Below are 20,181 nucleotides of genomic sequence, written 5' to 3' on the forward strand. Positions count from 1 at the left end.
CCGGCGAGTGGAGCTCACTCGTTGAGCTGGAACTCGTACTCATAGCGGAGCTCGAAGTCCGCGGGCTGGCCGTTGGTGGCGACGGCGGCCTTGAACCTGGCCCGCCGGAGGGCCCGCGCGGCGACCTTGCCGCAGCCGTGGCCGATGTCCTTGGAGATCTTGACGTCCTTGATGGAGCCGTCGCGACGGACCTGGACGGTGAGGATGACGACGCCCTGGATGCCGAGCTCCTGGACGGCGGGGCACTGCTCTTGCGGGACGCTGAGCACCTGGGGGAGGTCGCGGATGTAGAGCTCGCCGCGGGGCTCCCATGCGGCCGCGTTGCCATCGCCGACGGGAGCGTCCTTGGGGCGGCTGCCGGTGCCCTTGGAGTTGGGATCGCCGGTGCCGCCGGGGGTGCCGCCGGGAGTGCCGACGTTGACCTTGACGGAGCCGGTTTGCGAGGTCTGGCTGGCGTCGATGCGGAAGGGCGGGGGCGGCTCGTCGGGCTCGGGGTTGTCGGAGACGGGGGCGGGCTTGACGGGGCGCTCGGGCTTGGGGGCCTTGTCCTTGGTGGGCGGCGCGAGCTTCACGATCGGCTCGGGGTCAGGGTCGGGCTTTGGCTTCTCGGGCTCGGGCTCCGGGGGCTTCTCGGGCTCGGGCTCGGGCAGTTCGAATTCGGTGAGGTCGTAGGTGGGCTCCTCGCCCTTGCAGCGGTTGAACTGCTCGCGGCACAGGAGCGGGTCGCCGCCGGCGGCGAGGCAGGCGGTCTCCTCGATCGCACATTCGTCGCGGCTGAAGAAGGCCATGAGGGCCGCGACCACCAGGTGTGTGGCCAGCGAGCCGACGGCGCCGAAGCTGGGCCGCGCGTATGGCATCCCGGAGCTCAAGGGCGCTGCTCCGTCAACGCGTCAGATTCCAGCGCTGGTCTGCGGCCTGGGCTTCTCGGTGGCGATCGCGTACTTCTTGACGCCGGCATCCCGCAGCAGATCGATGAGGTGCACCATCGAACGGACGTTGGCTTCTTCGTCGCACTGGATGACCCCTTGTAGGTCGCGGTTCTCCGCGAGCTTGGCGGTGATCGCGGTCTTGATGGCGGCGTCGTCGGCCATCGGTTTGCGATCCGCGGTGATCGTCCCTTCCTTGGTGCAGATGAGCAGGATCTGATTGGTCTTGGGGTCGAGCTTCTGGCCGGTGTTGGCGTCGGGCTTGTTGACCGCGAGGGCCTCGGACTCCTGGATCTTCGTGGTGGTGACCATGAAGATGATCAGGAGCACCAACATCACGTCAACCAGCGGGGTGACGTTGATGTTGTTGATGCCGTCGTCTTCGTCGAGGTTCGTGTCGCCCGCCACGGTGCCAGCCCTTACGCGTGACCGCGTCCGTCAGACTTGTGGTTGAACAGGGCGAGGACCATGTTGGTGAGCGCGTCGGCCTCGCCGAGCAGCGCCTTCACGCGGCGCTGGAAGAAGTTGTAGGCGATGACCGCGGGGATGGCGACGAGCAGGCCGACCGCGGTGGCTACCAGGGCCTCGTAGATGCCGGACATAACCGCGGTGGAGTACTCGGCCGAGCCGGCGACGCCGGATCGTTCGATGGCGCGGAAGGTCTCGATGATGCCGAGCACGGTGCCGAGCAGGCCGATGAAGGGTGCGTTGGCGCCGACGGTGCCGAGGAAGTTGAGGCTGCGCTCGAGGCGGAGCTTCTCGCCGGGACGCAGGGCGGCCATGATCGCGGCCATGGAGCTGCTGCCGCGGGCGCTGGTGTCGAGCATCTGGATGGCGATGCGGCCGCCGGGGGCGCTGCTGTCCTTGACCAGGGCCTGGGCGCGGGCGAGGTCGTTATCTGCCAGGGCGGAGTGGAGGCCCCGCAGCATGGCGGCGTCGCGGCCGCGCAGGCTCTGGTAGAAGATGACGCGCTCGATCATCACAGCCACGCTGATGAGGCTCAAACCGACGAGCAGCCACAGGATCCACTCGGAGCCAACGGCTGCGAGCTCGAGGAATTTGTCCGAGAGCTTCATGAGTAGGCTGGCGAAACGTAACCGAGACGGCCTGGTTCGGCCAGCGTCCTTTGCTGACGCTGTTTACTGGGGCGCGGACGCGCTTGTTTGGGCCGTGGAAGCGACCGGGGCCTGCAACTCTTGCAAGAGCACGGTCGCGTAGCTGCCAGCTGGGAGCGAGAAGCGGAGGCGGAGGCCGGATGGGAGCGGGCCTTCTGCGGAGGCGAGGTCGACCTGGAGGTCGATCGTGGAAAGCTGAAGCGGGCGTCGTGTGCCCTCGACCTTGCTGCCGAGGGCCTTGAGTGCTTCGGGGGAGATCCCGGCGAGTGTGAGGATCTCTCGTTCAAGCGCGTCTGCCGCCGTGCCGGGGCTTGGGGCGCGCATCTTGCTGCCGAACATCGGACCTGTGAGGCCGAGTTCGCTGGCGTCGAGACGGGCCTGGTCGACCTCGGGCTCGCGTGACTCGAACAGGCCGCCGGTCGCAGTCTTCTTCAGGATGTCGCCGAGCAGGACGGTGCGCATCAGGCCGCGGGCGCGACGCTCCAACAGGTAGAGGTTGAACAGGGCAGATTGGCCGGCGCTGAGCAGGAAGTCGGCCTTGCCGCGGCGGGCGCCGCTAGCGAGGAGCTCGAGGCCGCGGCGGAGGTTGCCGCCGTCGTTGCCGAGGCGCTGGTTGCCGTAGAGATTGTCGAGGCCGCCGAGTTCGGCGAGGCGTGCGGCCTTCGCGGTGACGCGGGCGCGGGCCTCTTCGCCGGGGACGGCAAGGTCACGGATCACGAGGTCGAAGTGGTTGCCGTGGAGGTGGCCGCGGCGAAGCTTGTTGCCGTGCGGGGCAGCCGGGCCGAGCTGGATGGCCGGGTGGGAGAACTCGGTCAGCCGCGGGCCGGCCGCAAACGGCACGGTGATCCACTGCTCGGTGACGGCGTCCTTGTCCTTGAGGCCGGCGAGGCCGATCTCGGGGCGGGGGATGCCGGTCTGGCGGCTGAGCTCGACGATCGCGTCCTCGGTGCCGATGCAGCGCTTGCGCAGGATGAGGAGCAGGTGGGCGCCGGTGCGTCCATCGGGGCCGTAGGCGGGGATCTCGTGGACCGTGAAGTCCTCTGGCCGCATCCGGATCCGTCCGCCGATACCGGGCAGCTCGGCCGTTTGCAGGGGCGGGTCGAGCAGGCGGGCCTGAAATTCAGGCACGGACTCGGGGGTCACAGGCTCCCTGCTGCGCGGGAGCTCTGCGGCTTGCCGCGATCTTTGGGCTGCTTCTCGGGCTCGGTGTCCTTGAGCTTGGGCCGCGGCGGGCTGACCGGTCGCGGTGGGCTGCGGTCGGGGCGTTTGCGGTTGGGGTCGGCCGGGCCGAAGGTCTTGTAGATGTACTTGAGGTAGAGCCGGGCCTGGCGACCGTGATGGTGGCGCGGGTGCTGGCTCTGCAGCTCGCTGAAGGTGCTGCGTGACAGCTCGACCTCGTCCATGCGCAGGTAGGTGAGGCCGAGCAGGAACAGCACCTCGGCGTCGAGGCCGATGCCTGGGTAATTCTTGTGGGCGTTCTCCAGGCGGCCGATGGCGGCCTCGGGGACGTCGCGGTCGAGGTAGAAACGGGCCACGTAGAGCTCGTGCTCGAGGAGGCGGCGCTTGATCTCATCGCGCAGTTTGAGGGCGAAGGGCTCGAGCGAGCTGCCCGAGTAGTGGTCGAAGAAGTAGGCCAGCTCGACGAGGGCCTCTTGCAGCTGGGCCTGGTCGCGTTGGTAGTGCGGGGGCAGCAGGGCCATGCCCTCGGGCGCGTTCATATAGGCCGAAACGGCGGCCATATAGGCGCACCAGCCGTTCTGGACGTGCTTGTGCGTGGGGTGCAGCTTGTAGAACTGCTTGAAGCCGTCCTGGGCGGTGAGATAGTTGGCTTGGGCGAACTCGGCGCGGGCGACCAGGAGCTCGGCCTCGACGGCGTAGCGGCTGAAGGGGAAGCGGATCCGGACGAAGTCGGCGTAGGCGATCGCTTCGTCCCAGTCGCGATCCTCAAACTCGCCGGTGGCCAGCTCGTAGTTTTCACGGGCGGTCTGGCCGTAGTCGGTGCTGAGGTCCGGCCCGGTCTTGCAGGCGGTGGCGAGCGCCGCGGACGTGAGCACGAGCAGCAGGGGGACCTGCGTCCTCGCGGCCGCGAGGGCCTGTGTCCACGTGCTCGACCGCAGCATTCGTGCGCGCGAAGCTAGCCGCGGTGGCTGGCGCTGTCAAACGGCGGCGATCGGACGTCATGTGCCCGGTCGAGGTCGGCTCGAAGGCCGCGGGCTGCGAGATCTTGGGTTAGGCTCCCCGGCGTGGAGGCGGAGCGCGAGGGGCACAAGCTGGGCCGCTGGGCGGCGCAGTCGATCGTCGCCGGGTCGATGCTGGGCATCGGCATCTTCATCGCGCCGCCGGTGGTCGCGCAGCACGTGAACAGCTCGGGCTACTTCCTGCTGATGTGGCTGCTTGGCGGGCTGGCGGCGCTGTGTGGGGCGCTCAGCGTCGCGGAGCTCGGGGCGATGATGCCGCGGGCCGGCGGTGAGTATCCCTATCTGCGCCTGGCCTATGGGCCAGGTATCGCGTTTGCTACGGGGTGGCTGCAGCTGCTGGCGACGTTCCCCGGTTCGCTGGCGGCGATGGCGGTGGGCACGGCGACCTACCAGATGCCGGTGTTGTTCGGCCCCGAGTTTGCGGCGCCAGTGAACCTCGGCGTGATGATGGTGGAGGGGCCGACCTTCTGGGCGATCGTCATCGTGATTGTGTTGACGGCGCTCAACCATGTGGGTGTGGTGCTCTCGGGGCGCGTGCAGCTGGTGTTGACGGTGGTGCCTCTGGCGGTGCTTCTCCTGGTGAGCCTATTCGTGGTCGGCGATGTCGGCACGGTGCAGGTCGGCGGAGGGATCGACCTCGGGCTGTGGCCGCTGCCCACGGCGGCCGCGCTGGCGGCGGCGTACTTGCCGGTGTACTTCGCTTACTCGGGCTGGAACGCGGCGATCTACATCGGCGGCGAGGTGGAGGACCCGGGGCGCAACCTGCCGAATGCGGTCATCGGCGGGACGCTGGCGGTGTTGGTGCTGTACATGGTGCTGAGCGCCGGCTTCCTGTCGGTGTTCGGCGTGGCCGATCTGGCGGGCGTGGGCGAGGCGGGGACGGCGGCGGCGGGGCGCCTGTTCGGGCAGGCCGGGATCTATGTGGTCACGACGATGATCTTGCTGGCGATGCTCGGGTCGATCAACGGCACCGTGATGACCGGGTCGCGCATCGGCTTCGCCATGGCCCAGCAGGGCCATTTTCCGGGCGCTGGCGGACAGCTGCATCGTCGCTTCGGCACCCCAACGGTTGCGTTGTGGACGCAGGCGGTGTTGGCGATCGGGCTGATCACGATGCAGCGCTTCGAGGGGTTGATGCGCTACGCGTCGAGCGCGATGCTCATCTCGGGATCGCTGACCGTGTACAGCGTTGTGCGGCTGCGCCGGAGCATGCCGGCGCAGCCGCGACCGTATCGGGTTGCGTTCTATCCGTGGGTGCCGCTGGCGTACGTGGGCTCGAGCTTGTTCGTGTTGGTGGTGCTAGCGAACCACGGGGTGCGATCGTTGATGACGGGCGGGCTCGAGGGCGAGCTGTCAGTGTTCATGGCCGCGGGTTGGTTCGCGCTCGCGTGGCTGCTGCACCGCCTCGTCGTGGCGCCGCGGCTGCGGTAGGCTGGCGGCCGCATGAGCGCCCCCTTCACCCTGCTGACCTGGAACATCAACGGGATCCGCGCACGCCTCGACGGCGTGCTCACCTATCTGGCGGAGCGCGAGCCGGACGTGGTGTGTTTGCAGGAGATCAAGTGCGAGGAGAAGGTGTTCCCGCGGGTGCCGTTCATGGAGTTGGGCTATCAGGTGCACCTGAACGGGGCCAAGGGCTACGCGGGGGTGGCGACGCTGACGAAGGCGAAGCCGGACGAGGTTATCAAGGGCTTCCAGAGCCGCCACCGGACAGCCACTGCAGGATCCTCAACGTGGTGGTCGGCGGAGTGAGGATCTACAACCTCTACGTGCCCAACGGGACGGCGCTGGGCACCGATGCATTCGCGTACAAGCTGCAGTGGCTCGAGCGTCTGCGCGTGGAGCTCGACGCGAACAGCCGCGTCGACGAGCCGCTGCTGCTGTGCGGCGACTTCAACATCGCGCCCGATGCTCGCGACGTGGTGGACCCGGCGACGCTGGTCGGCTGCACGCACTTCTCACCCGAGGAGCACGCCGCGCTGGCGCGCCTGCTGGGCTTCGGGCTGCGCGACTGCTTCCGCAAGTTCAACGCCGAGGCGGGGCAGTTCACGTGGTTTGACTACCGCGCGGGGGCGTTCCGCAAGAATCAGGGGATGCGCATCGACCACGTGTACGCGACGGCGCCGCTGTACGAGCGCTGCGCCGCGGTGGAGCACGACGCGGCGCCGCGGAGCCTGGAGTCGCCGTCGGACCACATCCCGGTGCTGGCGAAGTTCTCGTGACGTGAGCGGCCAGGGGCGCCTGGTACGGCGCCTCTCGCCTCAGCGGGCTCACTTCATCTCGCCGCGGGCGAAGATCGAGGCGACGTAGGTGAGCACGTCGGTGGCGGAGATCTCGTCGTAGCCGTAGTTGCGGATGAGGCGCTGCTTGACGACGTCGATCTTCTCCTGGGCCTCACGGTCGACCACCTGGGAGACCAGGCTGGTCAGCTTGATGCTGTCCTTCTGGTCCTCGAAGAGCTTGAGCTCGAGGGCCTTGTAGAGGCGCTCGTTGGTGCGGTAGTCGAACTGCTTGCCCTCGATCGCCAGGGCGCCGATGTAGTTCATGATCTCGCGGCGGAAATCCTCCTTGCGCGACTCGGGGATGTCGATCTTGGTCTCGATCGATCGCATCAGGCGCTCGTCGGGCTCCTCGTCCTGGCCGGTGTACGGGTTCTTGACCTTCTCGCGCTGGGTGTAGGCCTTGACGTTGTCGATGTAGTTGCCGCACAGGCGCGCGATGGCGTCGGCGTCGGCGCTGATGGCCCGCTGGACCTCGTTCTTGACGATGTCCTCGTACTCCTGTTTGACCACGGCGAGCAGCTCCGTGTAGCGCTTGCGGTGCTCCTCGGAGGTGAGCAGCGAGTGGCTGCGCAGGCCCGACTCGAGCTCGTTGAGGACCATGAAGGGGTTGATGCTCATCTGCCCGCGGTCGCTGACGAGGCAGTTGGCGATCTTGTCCTGGATGTATCGCGGCGAGATGCCCTCCATGCCCTCGCGGTTGGCCTCCTTGCGCAGCTCCTTGACGGAGTCCTGGGTGAAGCCGGGCATGGTCTTGCCGTCGTAGAGCTTGAGCTTCTGCAGGAGGGTGAGCTGGTGCTTCTTGGGATCCTCCAGGCGGGTGAGGATGGCCCACATCGAGGCCATCTCGAGGGTATGCGGGGCGATGAACCTGCCGCGGACCTTCGCGGGGTTGTAGTCCTTGGTGTAGATCTTGATCTCTTCGCTGAGCTTGGAGATGTAGGGGATGTCGATCTTGACGGTGCGGTCGCGCAGCGCCTCCATGAACTTGTTCTCGAGCAGGCGGTTGTACTCGGCCTCGTTGGTGTGGCCGATGATCACCTCGTCGATGTCGGTCTGGGCGAACTTCTTGGGCTTGACCTTCTGCTCCTGAGTGGCGCCGAGGAGGTCGTAGAGGAAGGCGACGTCGAGCTTGAGGATCTCGACGAACTCGATGAGGCCGCGGTTGGCGACGTTGAACTCGCCATCGAAGTTGAATGCGCGGGGGTCAGTGTCGGAGCCGTACTCGGCGATCCGGCGGTAGTTGATGTCGCCGGTGAGCTCGGTGCTGTCCTGGTTCTTCTCGTCCTTCGGCTGGAAGGTGCCGATGCCGACGCGGTCCTCCTCGCTGAGCAGCAGGCGGCGCACGCGGACGTGCTGGACGACGCGCGACCAGTCGCCCTTGTGGTGGAGCATGAGTTCGCGGAAGATGAAGCGGCAGGCGGGGTTGAGCTGGCCGCGGACGAAGGGGACAAAGCCGTCGCGCTCGAGGCTCAGCGACGTGATCGCCTCGTCGCGGACCTCGGGCGGGATGAGCTTGAGCGGCTCCTCGTTCATCGGCGAGACGAAGACCTCCTGGCCGGCGGTGAGGTGGCGGAGGTGTTCGGGGAGCACCCATTCGTAGGTGTAGAGGGCGCCCTCGGGGGTGCGGCTGTACTCCTCGAGGCCCTTCTTGAGCAGGCGGGCGATGGTGCTCTTGGATGAACCGACGGGGCCGTGGAGGAGGATGATGCGGCGCTCGGTGCCGTAGCGGAGGGCCGCGGCCTTGAGCACGTTGACGAGGCGCATCAGCGGGATGTCGAGGCCGAAGATCGCGTCACGGCCCTGGTGAGCCTCGTCTTGGAAGAAGCGGTAGCGGGTGATCTTCTTCTTGTGGTCGACGTACTCTTCGGTGCCGTGCGACAGGACCATGTCGTAGAGACGTTCGTACGCGGTGCGAGCGACTCTCGGGTTGCGCCGGGCGATCTCGAGGTAGTCCTCGAAGCTGCCCGACCAGTGCAGGTCCTCGTAGCGTTTTTGATCCTGGAGGGCAGCGATGCGGTCGATGAGGCGTGTACTGGACATCATGACTTCCTGCCGAGGGTGCGTGACAGCGGGACGCGATGTTACACTAGGCACCTTGCACCGGCCACACGCGGGCCCGCGCGTGTCGTGAAGTCGGCGCCGGCCTCGTCGTCGTCATCGTCATCCTCTTGAATCGGACGCACATGATTTCGCGCATCGAACAAGATCACAGTCGCTTCCGAGAGATCATTCGCGGGAAAATTCGCCAGAACTTGCGCAAATATATCTCGCGCGGCGACCTCATTGCGCCGAAGGGACAGGGCTCGGTGACGATCCCGATGCCGCAGATCAACATCCCTCGCTTCGTGTTCGGCGACAACAGCGGGCAGGGTGTGGGGCAGGGCGAGGGCGACGCCGGAGACCCGGTCGGTGGCAGTCCGAAGGACGGTCAGAGCGGCAGCGGGAAGGCCGGGGAGGGTGAGGGCCACAAGGCGCTCGAGGTCGAGGTCTCGCTCGAGGAGCTGGCGGAGATCATGGGCGAGGAGCTCGGCCTGCCGAACATCCAGCGCCGCGGCACGCAGTCGCTCGAGACGAAGAAGGACCGCTATGTCGGCCTGCGCAGCTCCGGACCGGAGAGCCTGCGCAGCTTCAAGGCCACGTTCAAGCGGGCGCTGCGCCGGCAGGTGGCGATGGGCACCTACGACCCGCGTCGGCCGGTGATCGTGCCGATCCGCGAGGATCGCCGCTACCGCTCGTGGCGCACGGACCCGCGCCCGCAGAGCAACGCGGTGATCATCTACATGATGGATGTCTCGGGCTCGATGGGTGACGAGCAGAAGGAGATGGTGCGCATCGAGTCGTTCTGGATCGACACCTGGTTGCGCAGCCAGTACAAGGGGCTCGAGTCGCGCTTCATCATTCACGACGCGACTGCGCGGGTCGTCGAGCGCGAGGTCTTCTTTCGTACCCGTGAGTCGGGCGGCACGATGATCTCGTCGGCGTACAAGGTCTGCAGCGAGCTCATCGAGGCCGAGTTTAACCCGGAGCAGTGGAACATCTACGCGTTCCACTTCTCGGACGGCGACAACTGGTCGGTGGATGACACGGCCACCTGCATCGGGCTGCTCAAGAATCAGCTGTTGCCGCGGCTCAATCAGTTCGGCTACGGGCAGGTCGAGTCGCCGTACGGTTCGGGGCAGTTCATCAAGGACCTGCGGGCGGCGTTCAACAAGCACCCGCTGCTGATCACGTCGGAGATCAAGACGAAGGACGACATCATGGACTCGATCCGCGAGTTCCTGAAGGGAGGTCGGTGATGACGAGCATGTCGGACGTACTGGCCGCGTCGGGCGGGCTGCCTGGCGTGCTGCGCGAGCTCCAGAGCGAGATCAAGGGCTACGCGGACGGCTTCGGCCTCGACACCTTCCCGGTGGTGTTCGAGCCGGTCGACTATCGCCACATGTGCGAGATCGCGGCGTACGACGGCTTCCCCACCCGCTACCCGCACTGGCGCTTCGGCATGGAGTACGACCACATGCTCAAGAGCCACACCTACGGGTTGTCGAAGATCTACGAGCTCGTCATCAACACCAACCCCTGCTACGCGTACCTGCTCGAGGGCAACTCGCTGGTCGACCAGAAGCTGGTGATGTCGCACGTCTACGGGCACTGCGACTTCTTCAAGAACAACAACTTCTTCTCGCACACTGACCGGCGGATGATCGACGTGATGGCCAACAACGCCTCGCGGGTCCGCCGCTACATGGACCGCCATGGGGTGTCGACGGTCGAGTCCTTCATCGACGTGTGCCTCTCCCTCGACAACCTCATCGACCCGTGGCTGCCGTTTCGCGACAAGAAGGGGCGGCGGGCCCCGGCGGGGCAGTCGGGGATGGCCGGGCCGGAGGTCGAGGCCGAGGACGAGTCGGGGCGCTTGCACAACGTGCGCGGCTACCTCGAGGGCTACATCAACCCGCCGGAGTTCATCGCGGCGCAGCGGGCCAAGAAGAAGCAGCAGGACGAGATCGCCCGGCGCAAGCTGCCGCCAGCGCCGGACCGCGACGTGCTCGGCTTCCTCATGCAGCACGCGCCGCTCGACGCGTGGGAGGCCGACATCGTCGGCATCCTGCGCGAGGAGTCCTACTACTTCCTGCCGCAGCGCCAGACCAAGATCATGAACGAGGGCTGGGCGACCTACTGGCACTCGAAGATCATGACGACCAAGGCGCTGCGCGACGACGAGATCATCGACTACGCCGACGCGGCGAGCGGGGTGACGGCGATGGGCCCGGGCCAGCTGAACCCGTACAAGATCGGCGTCGAGCTGTACCGCTACATCGAGGAGCGCTGGAACCGCGGGCAGTTCGGCACGGACTACGACTCGTGCAGCTCACTGCAGGAGCGCGCGAGTTGGGACAAGCGGCTCGGCCTCGGCAAGCAGAAGATCTTCGAGGTGCGGCGCCTGTACAACGACGTCACCTTCCTCGACGAGTTCTTCACCGAGGACTTTTGCCGCGACCAGAAGTTCTTCACCTTCAAGGAGAACCGGCGCACCGGGCGGCTCGAGATCGAGGGCCGCAGCTTCGCCAAGATCAAGGCGCAGATGCTGCAGCAGCTGTCGAACTTCGGGCAGCCCTTCATCTACGTGGTGGACGCCAACTACCTCAACCGCGGTGAGCTGCTGCTCGGGCACCGGCACGAGGGTGTCGACCTCAAGGCGGACTACGCTCGCGACACGCTTCGCAGCCTCGAGCGGGTGTGGCGACGACCGGTGTCGCTGCTGACGATCCTCGACGACAAGGCCAAGCGCATCCGTTTCGACGGCTCGGAGATCTCCATGTCGGATGAGCCGCAGGCGTTTCGGGTGTGACCGGGGCGATGCGTTGGCTAGCTCACGGCCTCGCGTGGCGAGCCTCTGGGGCACGCTCAACGCAGTTTGCGCGGGCGGCGCTAGGACGAGCTGTGAACGAGTTACGATGAGCCCGTGAAATCACTGTTTGCTTGGGCCGGAGTAGGCCTCGGCCGTGGTACCGTGTGGTCGTGCGTTTGATCGCGTGGGCATCCACCGACGTAGGCCGTGTGCGCATGGCGAACGAGGACAGCTTCCTCGTGGATGCGTCACTCGGCCTCTATTTGGTCGCCGACGGCATGGGTGGCCATGCTGGCGGCGCTCATGCGAGCGCGATGTGTGCCGACGTTGTCAACAAGGTCGTGCGCCGCGGGATGGCGCGGCTGGTCGGCATGCCGCAGCAGACGTGGAACGACGCGATCGCGGAGATCCTGCAGGCCAGCGCGAGTGAAGCCAGCGCCCGTATCTACGACCAGGCGCAGATGGACCGCTCGCTGCATGGCATGGGCACGACGCTGACGGGTGTCCTGTTTCATGGTGACCGCGGCTACATCGTGCACGTCGGCGACTCGCGGGCGTACCTGATGCGCGGTGGTATGGCGCGGCAGCTGACCTCCGACCACTCGTGGCTCAACGAGCAGATCCAGGCCGGGCTGCTCACCGAGGAGGAGGCGCAGGACAGCGACCTCAAGCACATCATCACCCGCAGCGTCGGCTTCGAGCGGGTGGTCGAGGCCGACATCGTGCCGGTCAGCATCAGCATGGGGGACGTGTACCTGCTGTGCTCCGACGGCTTCGCCAACTATGTCTCGGTCGATGAGCTGGCCTCGCTCGCGCGCGACCACCTCTACTCGGAGCTGCCGCAGATCTGCACCGAGTTGGCGCTCGACCGCGGCGGTGACGACAATATCACGGTGGTGGTGATCCTCGCCTGCAACGACCACGACGAGCGCCAGGCCGTGCGTCAGCTGAGCAAGACGGCCGCAGACACCTTGCCCTCGCTCACTTGAGGCCGCGACTGAGCCCGCGAGTGTGCCCACGAGTGTGCCCACGAGTGTGCCCGCGAGTGTGGTAGACAAGTCGCGGGAAGAGAGGCGGCCGAGGGGGACAAGACGATCGCGGTGGGTGCCCCGGTGGCCCATCGAGGAAAGTCCGGGCTCCGCAGGGCAGGGTGCTGGCGCAGGCCAGTCGGGGTGACCCGAAGGAAAGTGCCACAGAAAACAGACCGCCCACGTTCGCGTGGGTCAGGGTGAAAAGGTGCGGTAAGAGCGCACCGGGGACCTGGCGACAGGGACCGCAGGGTAAACCCCACCCGGAGCAAGGCCAAGCAGGGGCAGAGATCTGGTCGAAAGGCCAGGTCTCAGGGGTGGCCCGCCCCGCCTCGGGTAGCGCCGCTTAGATGAATGATCGCCACCCGGCGGAGGCAACGACGCCGGGGACAGAACCCGGCTTACGACCTCGCTCGACCGTCTCTCTTCCCACCTGACGCGGCATGGTTTCCTGTCGCGGGCAGGCGCCCGCAGGCGTCCCCACGACCCCCCGGGCCCGCGTGGACCGGACGCGAAAAACTCGACCTCGCGGGCGACGCGGGGTCGAGTCTGTGTTCGAACCTTCGGCGGGTTTCTAGAACTCGGGCACGCCGGGCACGACGTCTTCGGCGGGCTTGGGCTTGAGGGTCTCGTGCTTCTCGTGGTCTTCGGGGAAGTGGCCGGACCAGTAGAGGAGGCGGCCACAGGACTCGCAGGGGAGGATCTCGCGGCCCTTGAGCAGGCGCATGTAGAGGATGTGGGGGATCATCATCTTGCAGGCGGTGCAGCGTTCGCGGTGGGCGGCGACGAAGGCGAGGCCGCCGAGGCGCTTGCGGATGCGCTCGTAGTTGGCGAGGATCTCCCGCTCGATGCCCTGCACCGACTTGGCGCGCAGCTTGCGGGCCTTGTCGATGTTCTCCTCGAGGTAGGTGCGCTCCGCGGCCAGGCGCAGCTTCTCGGCCTCGGCAGCGCTGCGCAGGGCGCTGAGCTGGGCCTCCATCTTGGCGATCTGTTGTTCTGTCTTGCTGACCGCGTCTTGCAGCTTCGAGATCTCGCCGGTGCGGGTCTGCACCATGCGCCGGGTCGTCTCGAGCTCTCGCTGTTGGGCGTTGAGCTCGCGTGCCGTCTTGATCTGCCCCAGCTTGGCCTTGCTGTTGCGGATCTGGTCTTCCTCGTCGTGCAGCTGGTTCTCCTGCCGGGACTGGAAGCTGCGGGTCTCCTCGAGTTTGCCGCGCTCGGCCACGAGCAGCTGCTCGAGCTTGTGCAGGTCGCTGTCGAGGCCGCTGATACGGGCCGGTATGCCGCCGAGCTTCTTCTCGAGGCTTGTGAGGCGGCGGTCCTGGCGCTGAAGCGTGCGAAGGGCGGGGATCTGGGGGTGGATATCTGTCATGGGGGTGAGGTGGGCCCACCTGGGCTTGAACCAGGGACCAACCGGTTATGAGCCGGCCGCTCTGACCGACTGAGCTATGGGCCCCGTCGACGTGGGTCGATGCGGGCTTCACGATAGGTAGCCTTGCTCAGCGCGTCAAACTGCGTGCGAAGTGCGCCAGGCGCGCAAGGCTTCGAGGTGGCACGGCAAGCGGTCGGGGATCGTGGCATGTGCAAGCGAATCGGGGCGCCGGAGGGCATCTACGTGGGCCTGTGGCGGTGATTTGCTGCAATCGTCGCGGGCTGCCGTGTGCCGTCTCCGAGAGACGGAGCTTCACCGGGGATCTGGACCATCGGCGCCTTGTTCGCCGTGACCTCGCGCGGGAGATCATCCCAGGCGACGCCGGCCAGGTGGCCCGAGCTGGGGCCGGCTTGGGTCACCCGGTGATCTGCTCGACCTGTCCCTTGGGTCAGCCTTCAAGGAACATGGCCCAAGGGACAGGCTATCATGACGAATTGGGGCGCACGGACCGGGCGGCTTCGCGCGGGCTTGTCAGCGGCGAGGGCGCGTGGTCTGCTCCTGGGATGCGTACTTCGTCTCGGTTCGGGCTGGTGTCAGGGGTCTTCAACATCGCGTTGATCGGGTGGATGTCCGGGTGTGGTGATGACACTGGCGGGTCGACGGGGGACACGGGGACGGGGGTAGGTCCGGCGAGCGCGACGGACGCGACGGCGAGCACCGGCGCGAGCGCGACGGCGCCGACGACGACGGGCGACCCACCGACGACGGGGACGGCCTCGCAGGGGCAGACGCAGAGCAGCGGGGAGGTGACGACGAGCGCGACGGGGACGGCCTCGGCCACGGAGACGGGCGCGCAGACCGACACGGCGGCGACGGGGTCGACCGGGGGCGTGAGCGTGTCGAGCACGGGCGACGAGGGGACGACCGGCGTGGAGCCGAAGCTGGACATCGGCGTGCCGGTGTGTCCGCCGGACGATCAGCCTTCGACCTTCGACTACATCTGGATCGCCAACACCTCGCAGGGGACGGTGTCGAAGATCAACACGATGACGGGCGTGGAGGAGGGCCGCTACTACACCGGTCCGAACGGCGGCTCGGCCCAGCCGTCGCGCACCTCGGTCAATCAGTACGGCGACGTGGCCGTGTCGAACCGGACGATCGGGAGCACGGCGAAGGTGGCCGCGCTGAAGTCGAAGTGCATCGACAAGAACAACAACGGGATGATCGAGACCTCGACCGGCCCGAACGACATCAAGCCGTGGGGCCAGGACGAGTGCGTGCTGTGGTACACGGCGTTCCCGCAGGCCAACGGCTACTCCGGTGGGGTGCGGCCGACGGCGTGGGAGGGCGTGGCGCAGGACCAGGTGACCTGCGAGACGCCGGTGCCGCGGCTGTGGATCGGCTACAAGGACGCGCAGAACACGGCCCACTTCGTGCGCTTGCACGGCGATACGGGGGCGGTGCTCGACGAGGTGTTGCGTCCCGGCTGGTCAGCCAACGGCTTCGGTCCCTACGGCGGCGCGGTGAACAGCGCGGGCGACCTGTACGCGGTCGGCTACGACAACGAGGTCGGGATCCGGATCGACGCGACGACGCTGAAGATCACCGAGATCGGCAACTCGCCGGGGCAGTACAAGTACGGGATGGGCGTCGATTCGAACGGCAACATGTGGGTCGGCAGCTTCGCGGGGCCGCACCACATGTACTTCTACGACGCGCAGATGAACAAGTGGGAGGGCATCGGCAACGGCGGGAACCCGGGCGGCGGGTCGCTCGGGGTGCAGATCGATCAGGAGGGTCGGGTGTGGGGCGCGGCCAACGGGCCGTGCCGTCTGATCGAGGCGGACGTGGCGACGCGCAAGTTCATCAAGACGGACATCGCGCTGCCGGGTTGCAGCTCGCCGTGGGGCGTGAGCATCGACAACGAGGGCTACGTGTGGGTCGTCGACAAGGCCAACAAGGCGTACAAGGTCGACCCCGACACCTATGAGATCAAGCTGATCGTGATGGGTCTGGTCGACCCGTACACCTACTCGGACATGACCGGGCAGGGGCTGCAGCTGGTGCTGCCGCAGTAGCCTGGAACGGGGCGGAAGGCGGCTCGAGGCAGCCGCTGCGGCGCCTGGAGATCACGGGGCGGCCGGCGGCTCGGGGTCGCCGCTGCGGCGCCTGGAGAGGTCACTGGGCGGCGGGCGGCTCGAGGCAGCCGCTGCGGCTGATGGGGGCGGCGGCGCCGGGTTCGTGGTGCTCGTCGACCCAGGCGCGCAGGGCCGCGGGGTCGCGCGGGAGGTCGTCGACCCAGCGGATCGCGCGACCGTCGCGACCGAGTGAGACCAGCCCGTCGGTCTCGTAGGCGAGGTGGTCGACGTTCTCGCTGTGGCCGTGCAGGGTGCGCAGCTCGAGCTCCGTGGCGGGGCCGGGCGGGCCGCTCAGATCCCACATGAGGATGGCGCCGGAGTTCTCGCTGGCGACGAGGGTGTCGCCATTGTCCGAGAGCGCGAGTCGGCTGCCGAGCAGCTCGGGGGAGGGCAGGCTCCACAGCAGCTCGCCGGTGGCGAAGTCGAAGACGCGGAGGCGGTTGTCGCGGCTGAGGGTGGCCATGCGGCTGCGATCGCGGGCGACGTGGATGCCGTTGATCTGGAGGCTGTGACCGGGGATTCGGCGGGAGGTGGCGGTGTCGAGGTCCCAGATGTCGAGGACGCTGTCGCTGGCGAGGACCAGCTGGGGGAGTCCGGGGACCGACGCGGTGGCGTTGAACGCGTTGGGGTAGCGGCGCAGCGGGCGGAGCTCGTTGCGGGCGGGGTCCCACACGCGCAGGAGGCCGTCGCGCTCGCCGAGCAGGATTTCAGTGCGGTCGGGGATGAGGCCGACGACCGGCATGGATGAGGTCGGTGGCAGGGCGATCGCGGCGCCAGTGGCGAGCTCGACCCAGCGTGGCGGCACGGTGTCGCTGGTGAGCAGCAGGTGTTGTCCGTCGAGGGCGAGGGTGTGATGCCACAACGCGGCGGGCGGGACGGCCGTGCGCCACAGGGTCACGCCGCTGTCGGTGTCGAGGGCGCTGAGGGTGGAGCTCTGGTCGAGGGTGAGCAGGCGGGTGCCGTCGTGGGAGAGGCTGGCGGTCGCGACGGGGACGGTGGGGGTGAACTCGCGGATCGGCTCGAAGGTGGCGGTATCGAGGATGACCTGGCGTGCGGGCGTGATGAAGGCGGCACGACGAGCGGCGGCGGCGGTGATTGGGACCGCGGGGCTGTCGAAGGACCAGACGTGGCGGCGCAGCGTCGCGGTGGACCACAGGAAGACGCGCGGGTCGTTGCCGACGGCGGCGAGGTGGGAGCCGTCAGGGGAGAACTGGACGTCGATCATCAGGGCGGGGCCGCCGGCGAGGGCGCGCTCGCTCTGGCGCTGGTGGTCCCAGATCTGCACCTTGTTGTCGCCGCCGACCGAGGCCAAGAGCACGCCGTCGGGCGAGAAGCTGAAGCGGCGGACGTAGCCCGCGTGCGGGCGTCGCATGCTGACGGCGCCGGAGGCGAGCTCCACGGTCGCGAGGGCGTGCGACTCGAAGGCGACGAGGAGGTGGCGGCCGTCGGGTGAGAAGCGGAGGTCGCGACGGGAACCGTTCGGGAGCGGTGGTGGGGCGTCGAAGCGGAGCAGGCGGCGGGTGCTGCCGTCGCGGTTCCACAGCCAGACGGCGGGTTCGGGGGTTCCGACGGCGACCCAGCGCTGGTCGGGGGAGACGGCGCCGGAGCGGTTGGGGGTCGGTGGGTCGGCGCGGAGGTCGGTGCGCAGGCCGGTGCTGAGGTCGTGGACGTGGACCTCGCCGGCGTCGGTGACGCAGCTGACCTGATGTTCGTCCCAGAGGAAGTTGTTGCCGCTGCACCGGTCGATGTCGTGGCCGAGGCCGGAGCGGAGGTCCCAGCGGCGGAGGACGTGGTCGTCGGAGTGGGAGTAGATCGAGTTGCCGTCCGGGGTGAAGGCGACGTTGCGGACGCCGGCCTGGTGTCCGACGAGCACCTGTGCGTCGCCGCGTTCGAGGTCCCAGACGCGGACGGTGGTGTCGCGGCTGGAGGTGGCGATGCGTTGTTGGTCGGGCGACCAGGCGACGCGCCAGACCTCGTTGGTGTGGCCGAAGTAGGGGCGAGATGTCCGGTCGGAGAGGTTCCAGACGCGCAGGGTGCAGTCGTCGCTGGTGGTGGCGAGGCGGGAGCTGTCGGCGGAGAAGACGGCGCGGCTGAGGGCGGCCTGGTGGCCCTGGAGGACGACGGGGAGGCCGCGGTCCTGGGCGGTGGCGGCGAGCTGGCGGATGCGTCGCCAGTCGGCGGCGGGGGAGAGGCCATGGAGGAGCTCGAGGGTGGCGACGGGGTCGTTGTCGGCGAAGATGCGGGCCTGGGCGAGGGCGAGGTTGTCGGCGCGGGTGATGGCGGCCAGCTCGGCGCGCAGGGCCCGGTCGCGCTCGGCGGAGACGCGGGTGAAGGACACGGCGACGGTGAGGATGACGACGGCGAGGGCGATGGCGGCGGCGAGGAGGGCAGCGCGGTAGCGACGGACGAGCCGGCGCAGCAGCTCCCACGCGGTGTAGCGGTGGGCGCCGACGATCTGCCCGGTCTGGAAGCGGCGGAGGTCGTCGGCGAGGGCCTTGGCGGTGGGGTAGCGGGCGGCGGGGTCGCGGGCCATCGCCTTGTCGACGATCGCCGCCAATTCTTCGGGCGCCTGGGGCTCGCGCTGGAGCAGCGGAATGGGCGCCTCGAAGACGGTCTTGAAGATCATCTCGGTGGCGTTGTCGGCGTCGTGGGGGAGCTGGCCGCTGAGGGTCTGGTAGAGGATCACGCCGAGGGCGTAGACGTCGGTGCGGGCGTCGACGGCGGCGCTGTTGGCCTGCTCCGGGGACATGAAGCCGGGGGTGCCGACGATCGAACCGACGTGGGTCAGCTGGGAGGTGACGCTGTCCTGGCCGGGCGGCCCGGGGTGGGCGGTGTGGGCGGAGGTGCTGGGGAGGTCGGGCTCGTCCAGCTGCTTGGCGAGGCCCCAGTCGATGACGACGGTCTCGCCGAACTCGCCGACCAGCACGTTGTTGGGCTTGAGGTCGCGGTGGATGATCGACTGGGCGTGGGCGAAGGCGACGGTCTCGGCGATCGCTAGCACGTGGGGCAGGAGGGCGAGGCGGGCGGAGAGGCTCTGGGCCTCGGCGATGAGGAGGTCGAAGGAGCGGCCGGAGACCAGCTTCATCGCGTAGAAGGGCTCGCCGCTCGGCCAGCGTCCGGCGCTGTAGACCGGCACGATGCCGGGGTGCTGCAGGCGGGCGGTGAGGAGGACCTCGCGGACGAAGCGTTGCTCGTCGCCGTGGTCGCCGGCGACCAGCAGCTCCTTGAGGGCGACGGTGCGGCCGAGCACCGGGTCGCGCGCACGCAGGATGCGGCCGATGCCGCCCTGGGCGAACTGGCCGTCGATGTGGAAGGCGGTGCGGGCGGTGCGGGGGAGCTGGGCCTGTTCACCTGGCTCTGAGGACATGTCCTCGGAGTCAGCCTCGGCGCGCGGGGTGACGTCACCGTCGAGCGGGGTGGTGGCGATGGCGAGGCGCCGCGGGGTGTGGGCCAGCGGGTCGCGCGGTGTCGCGGAGGCGGACATGGGCCGTGTGTGCGGGGGGACGCAGCACCGGACCAGCTTAGGGAAGCGGCGAAGAGCGCACAAGCCGAGGGGGCGGTGCGAGGGCGCGCGTGGTCAGGCGTAGCGGGTGGGGTCGGGGAGCTCGGCCTGGAGGAAGCCCTGGCGGCGCAGGGTGCAGCTGTCGCAGTGGCCGCAGGCGAGGCTGCCGGTCGGGTCGTAGCAGGAGATCGTGTCGGCGTAGTCGACCGCGAGCTCGTGACCGGCGCGGACGATCTGCGCCTTGCTCAGGTGGAGCAGCGGGGTGCGCAGCGTGATCGGGCGGCCCTCGACGCCGGCGCGGGTGGCGAGGGTGGCGAGCTGCTGGAAGGCGGCGATGAACTCGGGGCGGCAGTCGGGGTAGCCGGAGTAGTCGAGGGCGTTGACGCCGAGCCAGATCTCGCTGGCGTCGAGGGCCTCGGCCCAGGCGAGCGCGTAGGCGAGAAACAGGGTGTTGCGGGCTGGGACGTAGGTGTTGGGGATGGCGCCGAGGCCGGGGGTCGCGTCCTTCGGGACGGCGAGCGGGCTGGCCTTGATCAGCGAGGTGGCGGCGGCGACGAGGCGACCGACGTGGCCGAGGTCGACGACCTCGTGGGCGCGGGCGCCGAGGCGGGCGGCCTGGCGGCGGGCGCACTCGAGCTCGACGGCGTGGCGCTGGCCGTAGCCGAAGCTGAGGGCGTGGGTGTGGCGGCCCTCGGCGGCGGCGAGGGCGAGGACGGTGGTGGAGTCGAGGCCGCCGCTGAGGAGGACGACCGCACGTGGCGTAAAGGACATGTC

General features: G+C 68.3%; 17 protein-coding genes, 1 tRNA gene and 1 other RNA gene. 8 read left to right on the forward strand and 11 right to left on the reverse strand.

Annotated elements, in window-relative coordinates:
* Window positions 1–14 precede the first annotated feature (14 nt).
* From IPJ59_RS06620 to IPJ59_RS06640, 5 genes are all read right to left on the reverse strand, one after another.
* Complete coding sequence (locus IPJ59_RS06620; protein ID WP_293270263.1) at window positions 15–857, reverse strand: TonB family protein; 843 nt, start codon at window positions 855–857, stop codon at window positions 15–17.
* Window positions 858–890: 33 nt separating this feature from the next.
* On the reverse strand, window positions 891–1,334 hold the full coding sequence (locus tag IPJ59_RS06625) for an ExbD/TolR family protein (RefSeq protein WP_293248702.1): 444 nt from the start codon (window positions 1,332–1,334) through the stop codon (window positions 891–893).
* An 11-nt stretch (window positions 1,335–1,345) separates the two neighbouring features.
* Entirely contained in the window at window positions 1,346–2,002 is a 657-nt protein-coding gene (locus IPJ59_RS06630; protein WP_293270265.1) for a MotA/TolQ/ExbB proton channel family protein, read from the reverse strand.
* Between the two features lie 63 nt (window positions 2,003–2,065).
* A complete protein-coding gene (gene truD / locus IPJ59_RS06635) occupies window positions 2,066–3,184 on the reverse strand; it encodes a tRNA pseudouridine(13) synthase TruD (RefSeq protein WP_293270267.1) in 1,119 nt (372 codons plus the stop codon).
* Window positions 3,181–4,161, reverse strand: a complete 981-nt coding sequence (locus IPJ59_RS06640; RefSeq protein ID WP_293270269.1) for an outer membrane protein assembly factor BamD — start codon at window positions 4,159–4,161, stop codon at window positions 3,181–3,183. The genes truD and IPJ59_RS06640 overlap by 4 nt, the downstream gene beginning before the upstream one ends.
* A gap of 123 nt (window positions 4,162–4,284) precedes the next feature.
* Here IPJ59_RS06640 and IPJ59_RS06645 point away from each other — a divergent pair, with 123 nt between their 5' ends.
* From IPJ59_RS06645 to IPJ59_RS06655, 3 genes are read left to right on the forward strand one after another with little or no spacing between them, the layout of a single operon-like run.
* Window positions 4,285–5,670, forward strand: coding sequence for an APC family permease (locus IPJ59_RS06645; RefSeq protein ID WP_293248694.1), 1,386 nt, complete (start codon window positions 4,285–4,287; stop codon window positions 5,668–5,670).
* Window positions 5,671–5,682: 12 nt separating this feature from the next.
* Window positions 5,683–5,991, forward strand: a complete 309-nt coding sequence (locus IPJ59_RS06650; RefSeq protein ID WP_293270271.1) for an endonuclease/exonuclease/phosphatase family protein — start codon at window positions 5,683–5,685, stop codon at window positions 5,989–5,991.
* Window positions 5,973–6,461, forward strand: coding sequence for an exodeoxyribonuclease III (locus IPJ59_RS06655; protein ID WP_293270272.1), 489 nt, complete (start codon window positions 5,973–5,975; stop codon window positions 6,459–6,461). The genes IPJ59_RS06650 and IPJ59_RS06655 overlap by 19 nt, the downstream gene beginning before the upstream one ends.
* A gap of 48 nt (window positions 6,462–6,509) precedes the next feature.
* Here IPJ59_RS06655 and IPJ59_RS06660 read toward each other — a convergent pair whose 3' ends face one another.
* Complete coding sequence (locus IPJ59_RS06660) at window positions 6,510–8,561, reverse strand: PrkA family serine protein kinase (RefSeq protein ID WP_293270274.1); 2,052 nt, start codon at window positions 8,559–8,561, stop codon at window positions 6,510–6,512.
* Between the two features lie 143 nt (window positions 8,562–8,704).
* Between IPJ59_RS06660 and IPJ59_RS06665 the strand changes: the two genes are divergently transcribed.
* From IPJ59_RS06665 to rnpB, 4 genes are all read left to right on the forward strand, one after another.
* Entirely contained in the window at window positions 8,705–9,817 is a 1,113-nt protein-coding gene (locus IPJ59_RS06665) for a DUF444 family protein (RefSeq protein WP_293248688.1), read from the forward strand.
* Window positions 9,817–11,370: a SpoVR family protein gene (locus IPJ59_RS06670; RefSeq protein WP_293270276.1), complete on the forward strand. Its 1,554-nt coding sequence runs from the start codon at window positions 9,817–9,819 to the stop codon at window positions 11,368–11,370. Before IPJ59_RS06665 ends, IPJ59_RS06670 begins: the two co-directional genes overlap by 1 nt.
* Window positions 11,371–11,585: 215 nt before the next feature.
* Window positions 11,586–12,359, forward strand: a complete 774-nt coding sequence (locus IPJ59_RS06675; RefSeq protein WP_293270278.1) for a PP2C family protein-serine/threonine phosphatase — start codon at window positions 11,586–11,588, stop codon at window positions 12,357–12,359.
* An 89-nt stretch (window positions 12,360–12,448) separates the two neighbouring features.
* Window positions 12,449–12,818: RNase P RNA component class A (gene rnpB / locus IPJ59_RS06680), an RNA gene on the forward strand.
* Between the two features lie 154 nt (window positions 12,819–12,972).
* Here the strand turns inward: rnpB and IPJ59_RS06685 are convergent.
* The 3 genes from IPJ59_RS06685 to IPJ59_RS06695 form a co-directional block, all read right to left on the reverse strand.
* On the reverse strand, window positions 12,973–13,767 hold the full coding sequence (locus tag IPJ59_RS06685; RefSeq protein ID WP_293248681.1) for a zinc ribbon domain-containing protein: 795 nt from the start codon (window positions 13,765–13,767) through the stop codon (window positions 12,973–12,975).
* A 10-nt stretch (window positions 13,768–13,777) separates the two neighbouring features.
* Window positions 13,778–13,851, reverse strand: a tRNA-Ile gene (locus tag IPJ59_RS06690).
* 400 nt (window positions 13,852–14,251) lie between these two features.
* A complete protein-coding gene (locus tag IPJ59_RS06695) occupies window positions 14,252–14,674 on the reverse strand; it encodes a hypothetical protein (RefSeq protein ID WP_293248679.1) in 423 nt (140 codons plus the stop codon).
* Here IPJ59_RS06695 and IPJ59_RS06700 point away from each other — a divergent pair.
* The gene (locus IPJ59_RS06700) at window positions 14,658–15,845 is read left to right on the forward strand and encodes an NHL repeat-containing protein (RefSeq protein ID WP_293248676.1); all 1,188 of its coding nucleotides are present in this window, start codon (window positions 14,658–14,660) and stop codon (window positions 15,843–15,845) included. The genes IPJ59_RS06695 and IPJ59_RS06700 overlap by 17 nt on opposite strands.
* A gap of 100 nt (window positions 15,846–15,945) precedes the next feature.
* Here the strand turns inward: IPJ59_RS06700 and IPJ59_RS06705 are convergent, their stop codons facing one another.
* Both IPJ59_RS06705 and queC read right to left on the reverse strand, forming a co-directional pair.
* Entirely contained in the window at window positions 15,946–19,389 is a 3,444-nt protein-coding gene (locus IPJ59_RS06705) for a WD40 repeat domain-containing serine/threonine protein kinase (protein WP_293270280.1), read from the reverse strand.
* Between the two features lie 93 nt (window positions 19,390–19,482).
* Window positions 19,483–20,178, reverse strand: coding sequence for a 7-cyano-7-deazaguanine synthase QueC (gene queC, locus IPJ59_RS06710; RefSeq protein WP_293248671.1), 696 nt, complete (start codon window positions 20,176–20,178; stop codon window positions 19,483–19,485).
* Window positions 20,179–20,181: the final 3 nt, after the last annotated feature.

It is taken from the genome of Nannocystis sp., from assembly GCF_016714285.1.
Taxonomy (GTDB): domain Bacteria; phylum Myxococcota_A; class Polyangia; order Nannocystales; family Nannocystaceae; genus Nannocystis.